The organism is Protaetiibacter intestinalis, from assembly GCF_003627075.1.
Taxonomy (GTDB): Bacteria; Actinomycetota; Actinomycetes; order Actinomycetales; family Microbacteriaceae; genus Homoserinibacter; species Homoserinibacter intestinalis.
This window is the reverse complement of record NZ_CP032630.1, coordinates 3,025,261-3,040,679: the sequence shown is the minus strand read 5'-3', so window position 1 is coordinate 3,040,679 and position 15,419 is coordinate 3,025,261. Positions and strand designations below refer to the sequence as shown.

18 protein-coding genes and 2 tRNA genes are annotated in these 15,419 nt (G+C 70.8%); 9 read left to right on the top strand and 11 right to left on the bottom strand.

Features of this window, described 5'->3' with window-relative positions:
* Positions 1 to 2 precede the first annotated feature (2 nt).
* From D7I47_RS14375 to D7I47_RS14355, 5 genes are read left to right on the top strand one after another with little or no spacing between them, the layout of a single operon-like run.
* Positions 3 to 830 (top strand): ABC transporter ATP-binding protein, encoded by an 828-nt coding sequence (locus tag D7I47_RS14375; protein ID WP_120763686.1) that lies wholly within the window; start codon positions 3 to 5, stop codon positions 828 to 830.
* Positions 831 to 1,649, top strand: a complete 819-nt coding sequence (locus tag D7I47_RS14370) for an ABC transporter permease (RefSeq protein WP_120763685.1) — start codon at positions 831 to 833, stop codon at positions 1,647 to 1,649.
* The gene (locus tag D7I47_RS14365; protein ID WP_120764006.1) at positions 1,646 to 2,545 is read left to right on the top strand and encodes an ABC transporter permease; all 900 of its coding nucleotides are present in this window, start codon (positions 1,646 to 1,648) and stop codon (positions 2,543 to 2,545) included. The genes D7I47_RS14370 and D7I47_RS14365 overlap by 4 nt, the downstream gene beginning before the upstream one ends.
* A 27-nt stretch (positions 2,546 to 2,572) precedes the next feature.
* Positions 2,573 to 3,679 (top strand): endo-1,4-beta-xylanase, encoded by a 1,107-nt coding sequence (locus tag D7I47_RS14360; protein ID WP_120763684.1) that lies wholly within the window; start codon positions 2,573 to 2,575, stop codon positions 3,677 to 3,679.
* Complete coding sequence (locus D7I47_RS14355; RefSeq protein WP_227000721.1) at positions 3,669 to 4,103, top strand: GNAT family N-acetyltransferase; 435 nt, start codon at positions 3,669 to 3,671, stop codon at positions 4,101 to 4,103. The genes D7I47_RS14360 and D7I47_RS14355 overlap by 11 nt, the downstream gene beginning before the upstream one ends.
* 96 nt (positions 4,104 to 4,199) lie before the next feature.
* On the opposite strand, the gene D7I47_RS14350 is transcribed toward D7I47_RS14355, so the two are convergent.
* Both D7I47_RS14350 and D7I47_RS14345 read right to left on the bottom strand, forming a co-directional pair.
* Positions 4,200 to 5,453, bottom strand: a complete 1,254-nt coding sequence (locus tag D7I47_RS14350) for an HNH endonuclease signature motif containing protein (protein WP_120763683.1) — start codon at positions 5,451 to 5,453, stop codon at positions 4,200 to 4,202.
* A 99-nt stretch (positions 5,454 to 5,552) separates the two neighbouring features.
* Positions 5,553 to 6,077, bottom strand: coding sequence for an adenine phosphoribosyltransferase (locus D7I47_RS14345; protein ID WP_120763682.1), 525 nt, complete (start codon positions 6,075 to 6,077; stop codon positions 5,553 to 5,555).
* A 45-nt stretch (positions 6,078 to 6,122) separates the two neighbouring features.
* On the opposite strand from D7I47_RS14345, the gene D7I47_RS14340 reads away from it, so the two are divergent.
* Entirely contained in the window at positions 6,123 to 6,365 is a 243-nt protein-coding gene (locus D7I47_RS14340; protein ID WP_120763681.1) for a DUF4287 domain-containing protein, read from the top strand.
* 44 nt (positions 6,366 to 6,409) lie between these two features.
* Here the strand turns inward: D7I47_RS14340 and D7I47_RS14335 are convergent, their stop codons facing one another.
* Entirely contained in the window at positions 6,410 to 7,048 is a 639-nt protein-coding gene (locus D7I47_RS14335) for a GNAT family N-acetyltransferase (RefSeq protein WP_120763680.1), read from the bottom strand.
* 109 nt (positions 7,049 to 7,157) lie between these two features.
* Here D7I47_RS14335 and D7I47_RS14330 point away from each other — a divergent pair, with 109 nt between their 5' ends.
* From D7I47_RS14330 to D7I47_RS14320, 3 genes are all read left to right on the top strand, one after another.
* Positions 7,158 to 7,772 (top strand): TetR/AcrR family transcriptional regulator, encoded by a 615-nt coding sequence (locus D7I47_RS14330; protein WP_157981747.1) that lies wholly within the window; start codon positions 7,158 to 7,160, stop codon positions 7,770 to 7,772.
* A 29-nt stretch (positions 7,773 to 7,801) separates the two neighbouring features.
* Positions 7,802 to 7,871, top strand: a tRNA-Pro gene (locus D7I47_RS14325).
* 21 nt (positions 7,872 to 7,892) lie between these two features.
* Positions 7,893 to 7,966, top strand: a tRNA-Pro gene (locus tag D7I47_RS14320).
* Positions 7,967 to 8,173: 207 nt separating this feature from the next.
* Here the strand turns inward: D7I47_RS14320 and D7I47_RS14315 are convergent.
* The 8 genes from D7I47_RS14315 to D7I47_RS14280 are packed head-to-tail and all read right to left on the bottom strand — an operon-like array spanning position 8,174 to position 15,411.
* Positions 8,174 to 9,340, bottom strand: a complete 1,167-nt coding sequence (locus D7I47_RS14315) for a tyrosine-type recombinase/integrase (RefSeq protein ID WP_319592669.1) — start codon at positions 9,338 to 9,340, stop codon at positions 8,174 to 8,176.
* A 43-nt stretch (positions 9,341 to 9,383) separates the two neighbouring features.
* Positions 9,384 to 9,599 (bottom strand): helix-turn-helix transcriptional regulator, encoded by a 216-nt coding sequence (locus D7I47_RS14310; RefSeq protein WP_024357612.1) that lies wholly within the window; start codon positions 9,597 to 9,599, stop codon positions 9,384 to 9,386.
* The gene (locus tag D7I47_RS14305; RefSeq protein ID WP_120764004.1) at positions 9,596 to 10,159 is read right to left on the bottom strand and encodes a hypothetical protein; all 564 of its coding nucleotides are present in this window, start codon (positions 10,157 to 10,159) and stop codon (positions 9,596 to 9,598) included. Before D7I47_RS14305 ends, D7I47_RS14310 begins: the two co-directional genes overlap by 4 nt.
* A 15-nt stretch (positions 10,160 to 10,174) precedes the next feature.
* Positions 10,175 to 10,627, bottom strand: a complete 453-nt coding sequence (locus D7I47_RS14300; protein WP_120763677.1) for a single-stranded DNA-binding protein — start codon at positions 10,625 to 10,627, stop codon at positions 10,175 to 10,177.
* 53 nt (positions 10,628 to 10,680) lie between these two features.
* On the bottom strand, positions 10,681 to 12,477 hold the full coding sequence (locus D7I47_RS14295; RefSeq protein ID WP_120763676.1) for a type IV secretory system conjugative DNA transfer family protein: 1,797 nt from the start codon (positions 12,475 to 12,477) through the stop codon (positions 10,681 to 10,683).
* Positions 12,474 to 13,031: a hypothetical protein gene (locus D7I47_RS14290; RefSeq protein ID WP_120764003.1), complete on the bottom strand. Its 558-nt coding sequence runs from the start codon at positions 13,029 to 13,031 to the stop codon at positions 12,474 to 12,476. Before D7I47_RS14290 ends, D7I47_RS14295 begins: the two co-directional genes overlap by 4 nt.
* Positions 13,031 to 14,578, bottom strand: a complete 1,548-nt coding sequence (locus D7I47_RS14285; RefSeq protein ID WP_120763675.1) for an ATP-binding protein — start codon at positions 14,576 to 14,578, stop codon at positions 13,031 to 13,033. Before D7I47_RS14285 ends, D7I47_RS14290 begins: the two co-directional genes overlap by 1 nt.
* On the bottom strand, positions 14,575 to 15,411 hold the full coding sequence (locus D7I47_RS14280) for a hypothetical protein (RefSeq protein ID WP_120763674.1): 837 nt from the start codon (positions 15,409 to 15,411) through the stop codon (positions 14,575 to 14,577). Before D7I47_RS14280 ends, D7I47_RS14285 begins: the two co-directional genes overlap by 4 nt.
* Between the last annotated feature and the right edge of the window lie 8 nt (positions 15,412 to 15,419).

Below are 15,419 nucleotides of genomic sequence, written 5' to 3'. Positions count from 1 at the left end.
TCATGGTCCTCTCTGCAACACCGGACGCCGGTGCCCAGGTCACCCTGGGCACCGGCATCCAGATCTCCGGGCTCAGCAAGTCGTTCGAGGTGGGGCGCGGGCGCACCGTGCAGGCTCTGCAGGACACCGAACTGCACACCGACCAGGGCTCGTTCCTGGCGCTGCTCGGGCCCTCCGGATGCGGCAAGTCGACGATCCTGCGCATCCTCGCCGACCTCGAGTCGCCCACGACGGGCGAGGTGCGGGTCGACGGTCGCACGCCGCACGAGCTGCGACGCGACAGCCAGCTCGGCATCGCCTTCCAGGATCATGCCCTGCTCGCCTGGCGGAGCGTGCGCGCCAACATCCGGCTGCCGTACGAGGTGGCCGGGGCGAAGGCGGATGAGGCGTACATCGACGAGCTCATCTCGCTCGTCGGGTTGACCGGTTTCGAGAAGGCCAAGCCCGCACAGCTCTCGGGCGGCATGCGCCAGCGCGTGTCGATCGCCCGCGCGCTCGCCCTCAAGCCCTCCGTGCTGCTGCTCGACGAGCCCTTCGGCGCGCTCGACGACATGACCCGGCAGAACCTCAACCTCGAGCTGCTGCGCATCTGGACCGAGAAGCCCGCCACGACGCTGCTCGTGACGCACGGCATCGCCGAGGCGATCTTCCTCTCCGACCGGGTCGCGGTGATGTCGCCGCGACCGGGGCGCGTGAAGGAGATCATCGAGGTGGACCTGCCGCGGCCGCGCACCCCCGACATGATGCGCTCGCCGGAGTTCCACGCGCTCGTCGACCGGGCATCCGAGCTGCTGTTCGGGGCCGACGGTCACGCCGAGGCGGAGTCCTAGGTGGCGCGGCGACGCATCCCCGGGTGGCTCGCGGGCATCATCGGCGCCGTCGTGCTGGTGGGGGCATGGTGGCTGCTGTCGGCCACGGTCTTCACGCCACCCCCCGGCACCGATTTCACGCCCGTGCCGAGCCCGCTCGCGGTCGTGCAGCAGCTCGTCGCCGACGGGCCCGCCGCCTACTGGAGCGTGTTCCAGGTGACGATCACCGAGGCGCTGCTCGGCTTCGCGTGGGGCAACGGCATCGCGCTGCTGCTCGCCTCGATCGTGCTGCTGCTGCCGAGGCTCGAACCCGTGGTGACGCAGATCGCGGTCGTGTCGTACTGCCTGCCGGTCGTCGCGGTCGGCGGCATCTCGATCGTCGTGCTCGGCGGCGCGAAGCAGCCCGGCGACCCCTCGGCGACCGCCATCTTCCTCGCCGCGCTCGCGGTGTTCTTCACGACGGTCGTGGGGGCGCTCGCCGGCTTCCGCGCCGCCGACCGCGCGAGCCTCGACGTCGTGCGGGTGTTCGGCGGCGGACGCTGGACCCAGCTCGTCAAGGTGCGGCTCATCGCGGCCTCGCCCGCCATCCTCAACGCCCTGCAGATCGCCGTGCCGAGCGCCTTCCTCGGCGCCGTGCTCGGCGAGTACATGGGTGCCACCGATCGCAGTGTCGGCATCACCCTCATCCGCCTGCAGGGCAACCTCGACTCGACGCGCGTGTGGGCCGTGTTCCTGCTGTGCGCGGCGGTCGCGCTCGTCGGCTACGCGCTCGTGGGGCTCGTCGCCCGCCTGGTGACCCCGTGGGTCACGGGTGCCGCGGCCCGGAGGTCGGCCTCGTGACGCTCGCGACGTTCGGCACGGTCACCGACCCCGAGGCGGATGCCGCGATCCGCCGCCGACTGCGGCGCGACCGCGGGCGCGCCTTCGGCCGCTCGGTGGGCCGCTCGCTCGGCAACGCGCTGCTGACGATCGTCATCGTGCTCGCCCTCTGGCAGGCCATCGTGAGCTTCACCGGCATCTCGCCGTACGTGGCGAAGGGTCCGCTCGACGTGTGGGACTTCCTGTTCGTCGACGAGCCGGGCGTCGACCCGGACCGCTCGGCGGCCGCGCACCGCGCGGCGCTGCTGCCGCTGCTCGTGACGACGCTGCAGGATGCCGCGCTCGGCTGGGTGGTCGGCATGGCGGTCGCGATCGTCCTCGCCGTGCTGTTCTCGCTGTCGCGGGCCGTGGAGGCCGGCGTCATGCCGCTCGCGCTCGTGCTGCGCACGGTGCCGCTCGTCTCGATCGCGCCGGTGATCATCCTGCTCACCGGGCGCGGCACCACGGCATCCGTCGCCGTCATCGGCTCGATCGTGGTGCTGTTCCCGGCGCTCGCCTCGGTCATGTTCGGCCTGAGCCGGGCGAGCCGCGAGAGTCTCGACCTCGTGCACGTCTACGGCGGCGGGCGACTGACCCAGCTGCGCAAGGTGAGCGTGCCGGGTGCGCTGCCGTCGCTGTTCGTGGCGGCGCGGGTGTCGGTGCCGGGCGCCGTGACGGGGGCGCTGCTCGCCGAGTGGCTGTCGACCGGCACGGGGATCGGCGGCATGATCCAGAAGTTCAGCGCCTCCGCGCGCTTCGACGAGCTGTGGGCCTCGGTGGCGCTCATCACCCTCGTGACGCTCGTGCTCTACAACGTGGTGCAGCTCGTGGAGAACCTCGTGCTCGCCCGGATGGGCATGGGCGCGTCGCTCAGCTGACGCATCCTCGGGGTCTACACTCGCCGCGTGCCCGCGACGCCTCGTCCCCTTCTCGTCCTCGCCCTGGCCTCCGCGCTCGCTCTCACGGCGTGCAGCGCGGCGGAGCCCGACCCCCCGACGGCGGGGCCCACGGCGCCCGCGGACGCGCGGTTGCGGGATGCGGCCCCGGAGGGGCTGCTCGTGGGCGCCGCGGTCGCGGGCGGCGGGCATCACGTCGACGCCGACTACCCGGACCCGTTCCCGAACGACGAGCCCTACCGCGAGCTGCTGGCATCCGAGTTCAGCTCGCTGACACCCGAGAACCAGCTCAAGTGGGAGTTCGTGCACCCCGAGCGCGACCGCTACGAGTTCGGTGCGGCGGACGCAATCGTCGCATTCGCGGAGGAGCACGGGCAGGCGGTGCGCGGCCACACGCTGCTGTGGCACAGTCAGAACCCCGACTGGCTCACGGAGGGCGAGTTCAGCGATGCCGAGCTCCGCGACATCCTGCACGAGCACATCAGCACGGTCGTCGGGCGCTACGCCGGCCGGATCGCGGAGTGGGACGTGGCGAACGAGATCTTCGACGACTCGGGCGCGCTGCGGTCGGAGAACCTCTGGATCTTGCGGCTGGGGGAGGGCATCGTGGCCGACGCGTTCCGTTGGGCGCATGAAGCCGACCCCGACGCGCGGTTGTTCCTCAACGACTACGGCATGGAGTCGGGCGGCCCGAAGGCCGACGCCTACCTCGCGCTCGTGAAGGAGCTGCTGGCCGAGGGGGTGCCGGTGGGCGGCGTGGGGTTCCAGGGGCACCTGGCGTTCGAGTACTCGGCACCCGGCGGCATGGCCGACAACCTGCGGCGCTTCGTCGACCTCGGGCTGGCCGTCGCGGTGACGGAGGCCGACGTGCGGATGCCGGTGGACGGCACCCCGACGAACGCGCAGCTCACGCAACAGGCGGAGTGGTTCGGCGAACTGCTCGAGGGCTGCCTCGACGCCGGCCACTGCACCTCGTTCACGCTGTGGGGCGCCCCCGACCGGTACTCCTGGGTACCCGTCTTCTTCCCCTCGCAGGGGGCGGCGACGCCCTGGTGGGACGACCTCAGCCGCAAGCCCGCCTACGACACCCTGTGGGGGATCCTCGATGCCCGGTGACGTCATGGATGCGCGGTTCCGGTTCTCGACGGACCCGGCCGACATCGATCGCGAGCGGGTGCACCGCTGGCTCAGCGAGGACGCCTACTGGGCGCGCGGTCGCAGTCGCGAGCTGCAGGACGCCGCCCTCGACGGCTCGCGCAACTTCGCGGTCGTCGACTCCGCGTCGGGGGAGCAGGTGGCGTTCGCGCGGGTCGTGACCGACGGGGTGACGTTCGCGTGGCTGTGCGACGTCTACGTGGCCCCCGAGGTGCGGGGCAGGCGTGTGGGTGTCGGGCTCATCGCGGGCGTCGCCGCCGAACTCGAGCGGCTCGGGGTGCGCCGCTGGGTGCTGCGCACCGCCGACGCCCACGGCCTCTACGCCCGCTTCGGCTTCGAGCCCCTCGCCGAGCCCGACACGTGGATGGTGCGCGAGGCCCGCTGACCGCCGTCGCCCCCGACGCCGTCGCTCCCTAGGTGGTCGAGGAGCGCCCGCCGGAGGCGGACGCGTCTCGAGACACTCGCAGTTCCTCCCCGGCGGTCAGCTCGCGTCGGGCAGGGTTGTGTACTCCCTGCCGAGGTAGGAGGTCCATTGCAGTACCCCGCGGGTGTCCTGGACGACTTTCCACCCGCCGTGGTGTTTCAGGGTGTGGTGTCCGCGGGAGAGGTGGGCGAGGTTGTCGTGATCGGTGGGTCCGTTCTGGGCGTGCCAGTCGCGGGTGTGGTCGATGTCGCATCGTCGGGTGCAGATGAGGCACATCGGGAACCGGCATGATCCGTCCCGGACCCGGAGCCATCGTCGTAATGGTTCGGGGATGCGGTAGCTGGTGCGTCCCATCGACAGCCCGGTCCCGGTGTCCGGGTCGGTGAGCATCCGATACAACACCGGTGCGTGCGAGGAGAGTTTCCGGGCGGTCGCGGCGTCGATCGGCCCCACCCCTTCCAGGTTGCCCGGTTCGCTGCCGCCGAGGAGAGTCGAGATCGGGACGGTGACGATCACGGTCGGGGTGATGCCGGCGAACGGTCCCATCGTGGTCTCCTGGATCGCCAACAACTCGTCCGGGTCCGCGTTCATGGTCTCCAACATGGTCCGACCCAACCCGAGGGTGGAGTCGCGTTCGAGGAGGGCGTCGATGAGCACGTCGACCCGCAGTTGGGTCAACGTCCGCGGATCCCCATCCTCCAAGGCGTGTCCGGCGGCGGTGGTGGCCTTCTCGTAGATCGCCGCCGCGTCGACCGCGTTCGTGTAGATGCCCAGGTATGCCATCCCGTCTCGGGCGGGTTCGAGCACGAGTTCTCGTCGGGTGTGGGCGGTGCGCACCCGTTCGACCATCGATTCTGGGTTCCGTCGCTCCCGCAGGCGGCGCACCTTCCTGCGGAACTGTGTCACCGTCACCGTCCCGGCGACCCCGAGCGCCACCCGCTCCACCGCTTCCCGGTCCACCGGGTCCAGTTCCGCGGTCTCGTCGATCAGCACCTGCGCGTGCCGATACGAGAACAACCCTTCCCCCAACGCGGCGAACGTTGCGGGCAGTTGCCGGGTCAGCATCCGCGACTCACCCAACAGCGTCTCGACGGCACGTTCCGGCATCCGCAACGCACACGCCAACTCCGCCCGCTCAGCACGTTCCCGCAACGGGGCAGCCGACGGCGGATACGCCACCGCGAACGCCTGCTCGAACTCCAACAGAGCCTCCGCACGCGCCGCCGACAGAGCATCCATCTGCGCCTGAATCGCCACGACACGACCCAGCGCGGCATCCGCCACAGCAACCGGATCGGGTCGTTCCTTCATGCCTCAAGGCCACACGAGACCCCCGACATTCAGGGACCGAAACAGGCCCTCAGAGGCCCGACGGCGGGAGCAATTCACACACCGTTACCCAGCTGTGACCTAACCCTGCTGCAGCGCCACGACCTCGCGCGGGGCGAGCCGCTCGCGTCCGCCGAGCCCCTCGAGCTCGAGCACGACCGCGGTGCCGGCGAGCACCCATCCGGCCCGCTCGATGAGCCGCTGCGAGGCGCCCAGGGTGCCGCCGGTGGCGAGCACGTCGTCGACGAGCAGCACGCGCGTGCCGGCCGGCAGCTGGCCGGCGTGCACCTGCAGCGTGGCCTCGCCGTATTCGAGTGCGTAGCTCTCGCTGAGGGTCGCGCCGGGCAGCTTGCCCGCCTTGCGCACGAGCAGCAGGCCGTGCCCGCTGCGCGCCGCCGCCGCGGCCGCGAGGGCGAAGCCGCGCGCCTCGACGCCCGCGATGACGTCGAATCCGCCCGCGAACGGGGCGACCAGCGCATCCGCGACAGCCGTGAGGGCGGGGCCGTCCGCGAACACCGGCGTCAGGTCGCGGAACAGGATGCCGGGCTCGGGGAAGTCGGGGATCACGCGGGTGAGGGCGTCGAGGTACGCGGTCGCATCGGTCACCGATCCAGGCTACGCGGATCGGATGGCCGGGTTTACCCTCGACGCATGACGCACCGTGTGCCCGCACCGTCGATCCGGCCGGGGGAGAAGCTCGCCGGACCGGCGTCGTACTTCCCGAGCATCGAGAAGACCTACGGTCAGCCGATCCAGCACTGGCTCGACCTCGCCGCGGATCGGCTCGACGGCCACCGGCACATGGAGGTTGTCGAGTGGCTCAAGGTCGAGCACGGGCTCGGCCACGGGCACGCGAACGCCATCGTCGGGTACGTGAAGGCGAAGCTCGCCTGAGGCCCGTGGCCGGGCCCGGGTCCGGGGCAGGGTGAGGGCCGGGGTCAGGCGGCTGCGGGTTCCTGCGTGCCGTGCGGGGACCGCAGCCGGATCATGCTCATCGGGGCGGCGCCCGGCAGGCCCGTGATGATGCCCTGGTCGCGGAAGCCGAGGCGGCGGTAGAGGCGTCGGTTCTGCGGCGTCGACGACTCCAGGTAGGCGACCTGGTGGGTTTCGTCGAGGGCGCGCAGGCGGGTCTCGAGCAGGGCGGATCCGACCCCGAGTCCGCGGGCGTCGGCGCTCACGCCGATCTCGCCGAGGTACCAGTGGGTGAGGCTCGGGCGTCGGCTCTCGAGGGTGCCGAGCAGGCGAAGGGCGCGGGGGAGGTTGCGCAAGCCGATGGCGCGCGCGAAGAGCGGCAGCTGGCCGAGCTGTCGCAGGAAGGTGCCGGTGCGGGCGCTGGGCGACTCCCATGCGGCGGCCCCGATGATCGTGTCGTCGTGCTCGGTGCGGGCGATGTCGACGACGCCGCGCGGGTAGGCACCCGAGCGCAGCAGGGCGAGGAACAGCATCCGCAGTCGCTCGCCGCGCTGCTCATCGCCCGGGATGATGCTGCGCATGACGGGGTCGTCGTGGAACGCGTCGGCGAGCACGGCGGCGGCGCCGGGGAGTTCGGATGCGGTGGCTCGGCTGACGCGGATCATGGGGTGCTCCTCTGCTCGTGGCTGTGGCTATGGTTCCGGTGGGAACTTTCGTCCGGGTGGATGAATCACAGTATTGACCAGATGGATGAAAGTTTGCTGTGATGGGTGCATGAGCGAGCGCCGCGAGTACCTCGACGTCGACACCCGCCGGGAGCGGCTGTTGGGTGCCGCCCTCGACGCGGTGCGCGAGGGGGGCGCGGCGGCCCTCACCCTGCGCGGCGTCGCGCAGCGCGCCGGCGTGGTGCACGCCGTCGTCAGCTACGCGTTCCGCACGCGGGCGGGGCTCGTGGAGGCGTTCCTGCGTCGGGAGGCCGAGCGCACCCTCGGAGACGTGTGGTCGCATCCGCTGCCCGAGGGCGGCTCGCTCGCGGATGCCGTGCGCGCCGCGCTCACCGCCTACGCGGACGAGGTGGTCGCCGACCCGGAGCGGGCGCAGGCGATCGCCGAACTCACCCTGCAGGCCCGCACGGATGCCGAACTGGCAGCCGCGCTCGCCGCCGAGCAGCACACCCTCCGCGCCGCGATCGGCACCCGGCTGGGGGAGTGGAGCGCCGCGAGCGGCGTGCCGATCGCGCCGTCGGTCGACACTGTGACCGCCGCCCTGCTCGCCGCGGCCGAGGGCCTCACCTCGTGGTGGCTGACCACGCGCGACACCGCGACGCTGCCGGATGTGGTGGCGCTGCTCGCGGGTGGCATCGGGTCGCGCCCGGACACGGTAATGTAGGGAGCCGTGCCGGAGGCGGCACGAAGCCACGGGCTGTGGCGCAGCTTGGTAGCGCACTTGACTGGGGGTCAAGGGGTTTATCCCCTCCGGTCGGCCCGGAATAACAGAAAATTGATGTCACGGGATGTGGCGCAGCTTGGTAGCGCACCTGACTGGGGGTCAGGGGGTCGCAGGTTCAAATCCTGTCATCCCGACAGAAAAGCCCTGATGAGAAGCCATTTTCATCAGGGCTTTGTCATGTCTGGCGACGGGTTTGTTGGTCCCCCTCTGGTCCCCTCGCCGACGAGCCGCTGCGTCTCCTCGGGCTCCGGACGGCTGTTTCGGGCGTTCGCAGGCTCCAACCTGTGGATAAGGGGACCAAAAGGGGACCAGAGCCTCCGATCGTGGCTCCTCGCTACCCGTCACAGTGACCTCGAGGCCTCGCGCCGGCTCGGTCTGCTGGCCTTGGCGGATCGGGCAAGGAAGGCGTTGGCCTGCTCCGCAGCGGAGGCGAGGTGGCGGTCGTCGGGGTGCAGGTATCCGCGTGTGGTCTCGACGGAGGCGTGGCCGAGGATGTCCTGGAGGACGTGGAGTGGGATGCCGGCGTCTGCCATCCAGGTCGCGCCGGTGTGCCTGAGGCCGTGCCGGGTGAGGTCGGGCAGGCCGAGATCGCTGACGATCTGGTCCCAGTTCGTCGCGTCCCGCACGGTCGCGGTCGTGAGAGCGCCGCCCTTCGGGCCGACCAGCAGCCGGTCCTCGGGCTCCTTCCCCTCCGTGAGCCGCTCAAGAACCGGTCGGAGCGGGTCGAGGATCGGGACGCGGCGCTCTCTCCGGCCTTTGGTCTGTTTCGTGATGAGCCCGCCTTTGCCGGGGTAGGTCTGCCGTGCGATCACCACGATGTTCTTGTCGAACCGGACGTCACCGGCCTGAAGGCCCGAGACCTCGGAAGAACGCGCGGCGAGGAGGGCGGCGAGCATGACGAAGTCGGAGTACGACTGGTGGACCTTCCCGCAGGCTTCAGCGAGCGTCGTCAGCGTTCCCATGTCGGGGATCGCTTGCGCGCGCGGGGAAGCATCCTCCGCCGGCTGGAGACGGAAGGCATTGCGGTTCAGGCTGCGCTTGGCACGGTTCTTCGCGGGGTTGATCGGGATGAGCCCGTCGCGCACTGCTTCATCGAGGACCCGCACGAGCGGGGCGATGGAGTTCTTGATCGTTGACGCCCCATGCCGCTTCTCCCAGGCGTCGATGGTGCGGTCGATGATCCCGGCGGTGATTTGCGTGACGGGCAGGTGCCCGAGAGCAGGCAGCACGCGGAGCTTGAGTCCGTACCCGTAGGTCTCCCCGGTTGAGGTGGGGTCGAGGCCGCGCGCCCATCGGTCGCCGATCGTGGTGACGAACTCGGTGAGTGTCATGGACACGTCCATGCCCTTGGCCGATGAATGCCGCAGCGAGTCGAAGAACTCGTGCGCTGCCGCCTCGTCGGCGACGATCTCGGAGCGGATGATGCGGCGTCTGCTGATCGGGTCCGTCCAGCGGGCACGGGCGCGGATGCCATAGGAGCGACGTTCCAGGTCGGTGGAGATCCTCACGCCGACCGGAGGCACCGGCTTCGGCTGCGCTTGCGGGAGCGGCTCAGCCTTCCGGGGCATGGCTGTGCTCCAGCCCCGCCAGCCAGGCGTCGACCGCGTCGATGCGGTACCGGGCGATCCCGCCCAGCCGCAGGAACGGCGGCCCCTGACCTGCGGAACGCCACCTCGACAAGGTCGACTCGGACACCTTGAGATAGGCGGCGATCTCGCGACTGTCCATGAGAGGCGAGACCACGATCGTGCCGCCGGTATCGCTCATGCGACTTCTCCGGTGTTCGGGTTGAGCCCGGCATAGAAGTCGTCCTCGGCCTGGCGGCGCGCGGCGACATCGTCGAGGACGAACTGCACGAAGTCCTGATCCCGGTGAGCGATGATCGTGTCCTCGACCGGGCCTGCCGGGTCCTCGCCGGGCCAGGTGGTTTGCCGGGTCGGGCGGTCTCGGTCGAGACGAGTTCCGGAAGCGGCGACCCAGTCGCGGAGCCGCTGGCGGGCGTCGGCGAAGTCGCGATGCCAGCCCAGCGGCGCGGAGCCGTTCTGCTCTGGATCGTAGGCGGACAGCCAATGCAGGTGCAGCGCGCTCAGCTCCCACAACAGCTCCGGGTGGCGATGCCAGAACGGCGGAACCACCGAAGCAGGCAGCCCGTAGGTGCGGCGCAGCCAGTCGACCCAGCGGTTCAGCTCCAGCCACTCGGCCTCCGCCTCCTCGCTGGTCAGGAGGTTCCAGTTGATCGGGTGCGGAGGCTCCGGGATCAGCGGCCCGTCGAACTCCTCGTCCAGGTCCGGCTCGTCGGTCTCGGGGGCGGTCTCGTGCTCGTTCATCACGGTCACGGCCGTTCAGAGCCCGAGCGCCGGGGCGGCGCCCGAGCTCTCGCGACGAGCCGCACTGGCCGCCTGTCCCACAGGCTCCTGCGTCGTGGCGGGCTGGCGGCGGGTGCGGTCGACCTCGTAGCTCGTGCGGGCGAGGTCGTGGCCGAGCTTCTTCGCGACGAACTCCTCGGCCTTGACCACCTCGCCTTCCGGCGTGGCGCGGTCGTACTCGCGGGTGTAGCCCTCGGCGACGAACTTGTCTCCCTTGGCGAGCCGGTCGTGAGCGCGCTCGGCGGTCTTCTTGAACGCCACGAGGTCATGGAAGGTCGTCTCGGTCTGCGTGAACGACCCGTCCGGCTCCTTGCGATAGTGCTCCTGCCCGATCTTGGCGTAGAACCGGGCATCGCCACGTTCCGTGTAGGTGAGCTGCGGATCGGAGGCGATGAACCCCGAGACGGATTCCTGCGTGTGGAGAGCCATCGGACTGCCCCTCTTTCTGACACCGGTGGCGACCCCACGACGGGGCCGCTCTGTCAGGCAGGTGCGCCAGGCGGCTCCTCCGAGCGGTGCTGCAACGTCGCCTCGATGTCGGCCCGGTCGGCGCGCAGCTCATTCGCGTCGGACCGGTCCGTCCAGGTCCGCATCCGGGTGACGATGGGCGGCGCGGAGCGCAACAGCACTAATGCAGTCCCAAACGGGAGGGTGCGGATCGTGTCGGGCGGCATGATCGGCACACGGCGGATGGAGCGTTGCGCGGAGCGGGAGCCGTGGTCTCCGACCGTGGTGGAGTCGGTCACCTCATCGCGTTCACCGATGAGCGTGGTCAGGTCGTGCAGGTCCTTGGAGTTCGACGCTCCGCCCAGGACGATCTTGACGATCGAGGCATCCCAGATCGCGCCGGCCGCGTTGTCCGACCACTTCTCCCGCGCCTGCGCGAGGCTTTGGAGCACGGGCATCGTCGTGATCCCGGTTCCGCCGCCCTCGGCCATGAGCGTCGGCAGCGACGGCAGCGGGGCGAGGTTGCCGACCTCATCGAGTGCGAGCAGCAACGGCGGGTCGAGGCGGACGCCGGGGCTGGTCGCTGCGAGGCGGCGGGCAGCTTCCACGACGTCTTCCACGAACGCAGCCACCAACGCAGCGGAGTTGTTGGCGCCGGCTCCGGTGGCCAGCAGGTAGAGGGTTCCTCGGTCGCGGAGGAACGCTTCGGGGTCGAAGTCCTCGCCCTCGCGCGGCGACACGGCATCCAGCACGCGCGGGTCTGCCAGCGCGGCGAGGGCAAGCGAGACGCCTTGCCAGATGGAGTCGCGCGTGCGGGGGTCGGAGTCGATCATCGCCTGCAACGAGTCCGCCCACCCGGTCGCGGCTCGCGGGTTCGCGGTGAGGATCGCCACCGCATCCGCGGCGGAGGAGGGGTCGAGAGTCCAGCGGAACAGCTCCGAGGGCGGCCGGTGATCGAGGGCGGCGGCATGGAGCAGCGCTTGGAGCGCAGTCCTCGTCTTGCCCTCCCAGAACCCGCCTCCCTCGACCCCGCCGGCCGAGAGACCGGTACCGGCGGCAAGGCCGGTCGCGCGGATCATAGCCGTCAAAGGGTCCTCACACCCGCGGACGGGTGACCACCTGAGCCCGGCGGGCAGGCCTTCGGCGAGGTGCTGAGGGTCGAACACCGCGACAGGGCCGATTTTCTGCCGGGAGCGGAGGGTCGCGGTCAGGTTGTCCGGGCGGGTGCTCGTCGTGACGACTGCGCCAGGGGCGTCCAAGATGGCGTTGATGACGATGTGGGCGCCCTTGCCGGATCGGGGCGGGCCGATCAGCAGGATGCTGTCCTCGACGGACGCCCACACGCTCGTGCCCCGTGAGGCGCCGATCCGGTAGCCGACGTCCTGCGGCCGCGGCTGGTGGAGCGAGGGCCGCAGGTGACCCGCTCGGCGCAGCAGCGCCGCCTCTGAGGCGGCCTTAGCGACTTCGCTACGGGTGGCGATCCCGGCGATGCGGTACGGATCGGTCTTTACGTGGCGGCCGTGCTCGCGGAAGAACCGCCACGCCCACCAGCCGGCCACCCCGGCCCCGAGGATGAGCACGATCGCGGTGATCCAGTACGCCACGGCGCTCAGGCCCGGTGCGCCGAGCGCGGTCGCTGGGTCACCGGGGTTCAGCAGCACACCCAGTCCGGCTTCGACCCCGCCAGTGGGCTGGCCGACGCCGGTGATCCAGGCGGTGACGGACCCGGCGCCGCGGAGGATGGCGGCGAGGACCGCGGTGCCGATGAGGATGCCGATGCCGAGGTTGCTCAGCTCGTCCCCGAGCGCCCCCGCGGGTCGGGGCGTGCTCATTCGGGGTGTCCGATCGTGAGGGTGCCGGAGACGCGGCCGAGCAGGATGACCTCGCGGATCGGGCTCCCGGCGAGCTGGCGGGATTCGACGAGGCCGCGCATGGTGCCGTCCGGGGCGGCATCCCCGTGGGCGATGACGACGGCGATCGCGACGTCCTCACCCGGCACGAACCCCTCCCCGTGCAGCACGACGAGATCCGTCGCTGGCCGGCGGCCTGGCGCCTCTGATGCCGGCTCTGGATCGGGCTCGGCGCGGTGACGTCGGCTCGGGGTGATGATGTCGGTGAACACGGTCCCGTCCGCCTCGCGCACCTCGACCCGCACCGGGGTGCAGCGCAGGTCGGTGAGCTGGTCGAGGACACGGGCGAAGTCTTCCCGCCGCCACGGCGGCGCAAACGGCTCCGGCTCGAACGGCGCCCCGTCGACAGTGACGGTCATACGGCCGTCCTCGGCGATGGCGATGGCGACGAGCGGCAGCACGACCGGAACCGCCTCGACACTCCCGTCTCGGGAGGCGGGTTCTCCCCAGGATCGCTTGTAGCGCGGCCGGGGCATCACGAATCCCGCCGATCGTTCGGGATTCCTGAACGCACGTCGAGATTCCTGAACTCATGGGAATCGCTCGTCATACGGCCGGTGGTGTCGAACGCGGCGAGCTCGGCCGGATGGAGCTGATGCTGCACGACGAAGCTGCGGTCCTTGATCCGCCACAACCCCTGACCGGTTCCGAGCCCTGGGAGCAGCTTCTGCTCGGTGCCGGTCAGCCCGAGCGCGAGGGCGGTGGAGCCGAGCTGGTCCGGCTCCTGCCGGTACACGATCCGGGTCTCCGCATTCGCCAGCAGCGACGAGGCGAGGGCGCGCATCGCGGTCCCGGCATCGCCGACGTTGTCCAGGTCGGAGAGCTTGTGGAAGATCAGCATGTTCGCGATCCCGAAGTGCCGCGCCAGCCGCCACTGGGCATCCATGCGGCGAAGCAGCGCCGGATACTGCATGAGCCGCCACGCCTCGTCGTAGATCACCCATCTCTGCCCGCCCGCCGGGTCGGACAGGGCGGACTCCATCCATGCGGACGAGCAGGTCATCAGCACCGAGATCAGCGTGCTGTTCTCCGCGACCCGCGACAGGTCGAGCGACACCATCGGCAACGACGGGTCGAACCTGACCGTCGAGGGGCCATCGAACAGGCCTTGGAGGTCTCCAGCGACGAGCCGACGAAGCGCGTGGCCGACAAGACGACCGTCTTCCGCAAGCCGCCCGTCCTCATCGTCCGCCGTGTTGGGGCTGAGGATGCGGTCGACGACCATCGGCAGGATCGGCACCTCGGCGCTGCGGACGGCGTCTCGGAGGGCGAGGTCGATCGCGGTGTGCTCCAACGGCGACAACGGACGGTCCAGCACGGTCTCTGCGAGGGCGCCGATGAGGTCGCGGCGGCGGGACGCGACCTGCATCGCCCACTCCGCATCCGACACCGCAGACGGCCGGTGGCCCTCATCGAGCGGGTTCAGACGATTGCGCAGGCCGTGGCCGAGGATGATCGCCCGCCCGCCGACCGCCTCCGCGACCGCCGTGTGTTCACCCTTGGGGTCGCCGGGGACATAGACCCTGCGTCCGAACGGCAGGCTGCGCGTGTACAGCGACTTCGCCAGGGATGACTTGCCGGAGCCGACGATCCCGGCGAGCACCACGTTCGGCGCGGTGATGAGGCCCCGCTGATAGAGCACCCAGGGGTCGTAGACGAACGATCCGCCGCTGTAGAGGTCCTGGCCAACGAAGACGCCCTGGTTGCCGAGACCGGCCTCGGCCAGGAACGGATACTGGCCGGCGAGCGTCGCGGAGGTGTCTTGGTGCTTGGGGAGCCGGAACCGGCCCGGCGTCCGCAATGCCGCAGGTCCGGCCTCGCCGGCGGGGGGCAGGTAGCTCGTGTTGCGACGTTCAGCCTGCTCCGCCTCCCACTTCGCCCTCGCTTGTACCTTGCGATGCCGGCGGGCATCGGTCTCGACCTTCGCCGCCGCCTGCCGGCGGGCCTTGCGTGCCCGGCGCCGCTCGCCTTCGGGCCCGACGAGCACAGCGGTGTGCAGGCGGCTGTCGTCCTGCCCGATCACAGCGCCAGCCCCCGCCCCTGCGCGGAGGCGGCGCCGGGGCGGCGGGCGAACCAGTCGATCCCGTCTCGTCCCCGGCTGACCGCGGGGCCGACTGCACGCGTGGACTTGTGCGCGGCGCGTTCCGCTTCCCTCCCAGACTCCGATGCGGGTGCGGAGGCCGGGGTGTCGATGCCGAGGAGTGCCGGGTCGGGCACGGTGTCGTGCTTGCGCAGCAGCGAGACGTGCCCGAGGAAGGGGTTGTAGGTGAGCGTGTAGGCGTCTCTGGTCGCGACCTTGTCGAGCGCACCTGTCGGGGGCTCGTCGTAGACGTACCCGTTCTCGAGCGCGGCCTGGGTGGTCTCCGCTCCGTAGTCGTGCCCGGCCAGGTGCTCGATCGCGGCATCCGTCCCGTCGCGGTCGATCAGGTCCAGCACCTCGTCGGCCTCGGCGCCTTCCAGGAACACGACGCTGACCCACCGCCTCGCCGGGCCTTCCTCGACGGCAGGTGCGCGGTGCCAGGCGATGCGGCCGGACTGCTGGGAGGCGGTGTCCAGCCGCCACTCCACGGTGTCCAGCAGGGTGCCGGCCTGGTGCAGCTCGTCGGCAGCCGCGAGGGCCGAAGTTGCGCCAGCGGCCTGATTCCCGGCATCGTCGTGCGCCCTGGCGCGGGCGTTGATATGGGCGGCGGCGAGCTGGTCGAGCACTTGCCGCAGCGACCTGACGCCGGCGAGCAGCTCTCCCATCACCGGGTAGGTGCCGGCGGGGCTCTCGAACGTGCGGGTCGCATAGGCCAGGCCCCGCAGCGCCGCGGACGCCTCAGCGGCGTCCGCGAGCGGGTCATCGAAGGTCGGCATGATCAGGG

Bases quoted from the DNA above. Each gene is read 5' to 3' on its own strand.
- D7I47_RS14375 (WP_120763686.1), top strand. From the start codon at position 3: ATGGTCCTCTCTGCAACACCGGACGCCGGTGCCCAGGTCACCCTGGGC.
- D7I47_RS14355 (WP_227000721.1), top strand. From the start codon at position 3,669: ATGCCCGGTGACGTCATGGATGCGCGGTTCCGGTTCTCGACGGACCCG.
- D7I47_RS14350 (WP_120763683.1), bottom strand. From the start codon at position 5,453: ATGAAGGAACGACCCGATCCGGTTGCTGTGGCGGATGCCGCGCTGGGT.
- D7I47_RS14340 (WP_120763681.1), top strand. From the start codon at position 6,123: ATGACGCACCGTGTGCCCGCACCGTCGATCCGGCCGGGGGAGAAGCTC.
- D7I47_RS14335 (WP_120763680.1), bottom strand. From the start codon at position 7,048: ATGATCCGCGTCAGCCGAGCCACCGCATCCGAACTCCCCGGCGCCGCC.
- D7I47_RS14330 (WP_157981747.1), top strand. From the start codon at position 7,158: ATGAGCGAGCGCCGCGAGTACCTCGACGTCGACACCCGCCGGGAGCGG.
- D7I47_RS14310 (WP_024357612.1), bottom strand. From the start codon at position 9,599: ATGAGCGATACCGGCGGCACGATCGTGGTCTCGCCTCTCATGGACAGT.
- D7I47_RS14305 (WP_120764004.1), bottom strand. From the start codon at position 10,159: ATGAACGAGCACGAGACCGCCCCCGAGACCGACGAGCCGGACCTGGAC.
- D7I47_RS14300 (WP_120763677.1), bottom strand. From the start codon at position 10,627: ATGGCTCTCCACACGCAGGAATCCGTCTCGGGGTTCATCGCCTCCGAT.
- D7I47_RS14295 (WP_120763676.1), bottom strand. From the start codon at position 12,477: ATGAGCACGCCCCGACCCGCGGGGGCGCTCGGGGACGAGCTGAGCAAC.
- D7I47_RS14290 (WP_120764003.1), bottom strand. From the start codon at position 13,031: ATGCCCCGGCCGCGCTACAAGCGATCCTGGGGAGAACCCGCCTCCCGA.
- D7I47_RS14280 (WP_120763674.1), bottom strand. From the start codon at position 15,411: ATGCCGACCTTCGATGACCCGCTCGCGGACGCCGCTGAGGCGTCCGCG.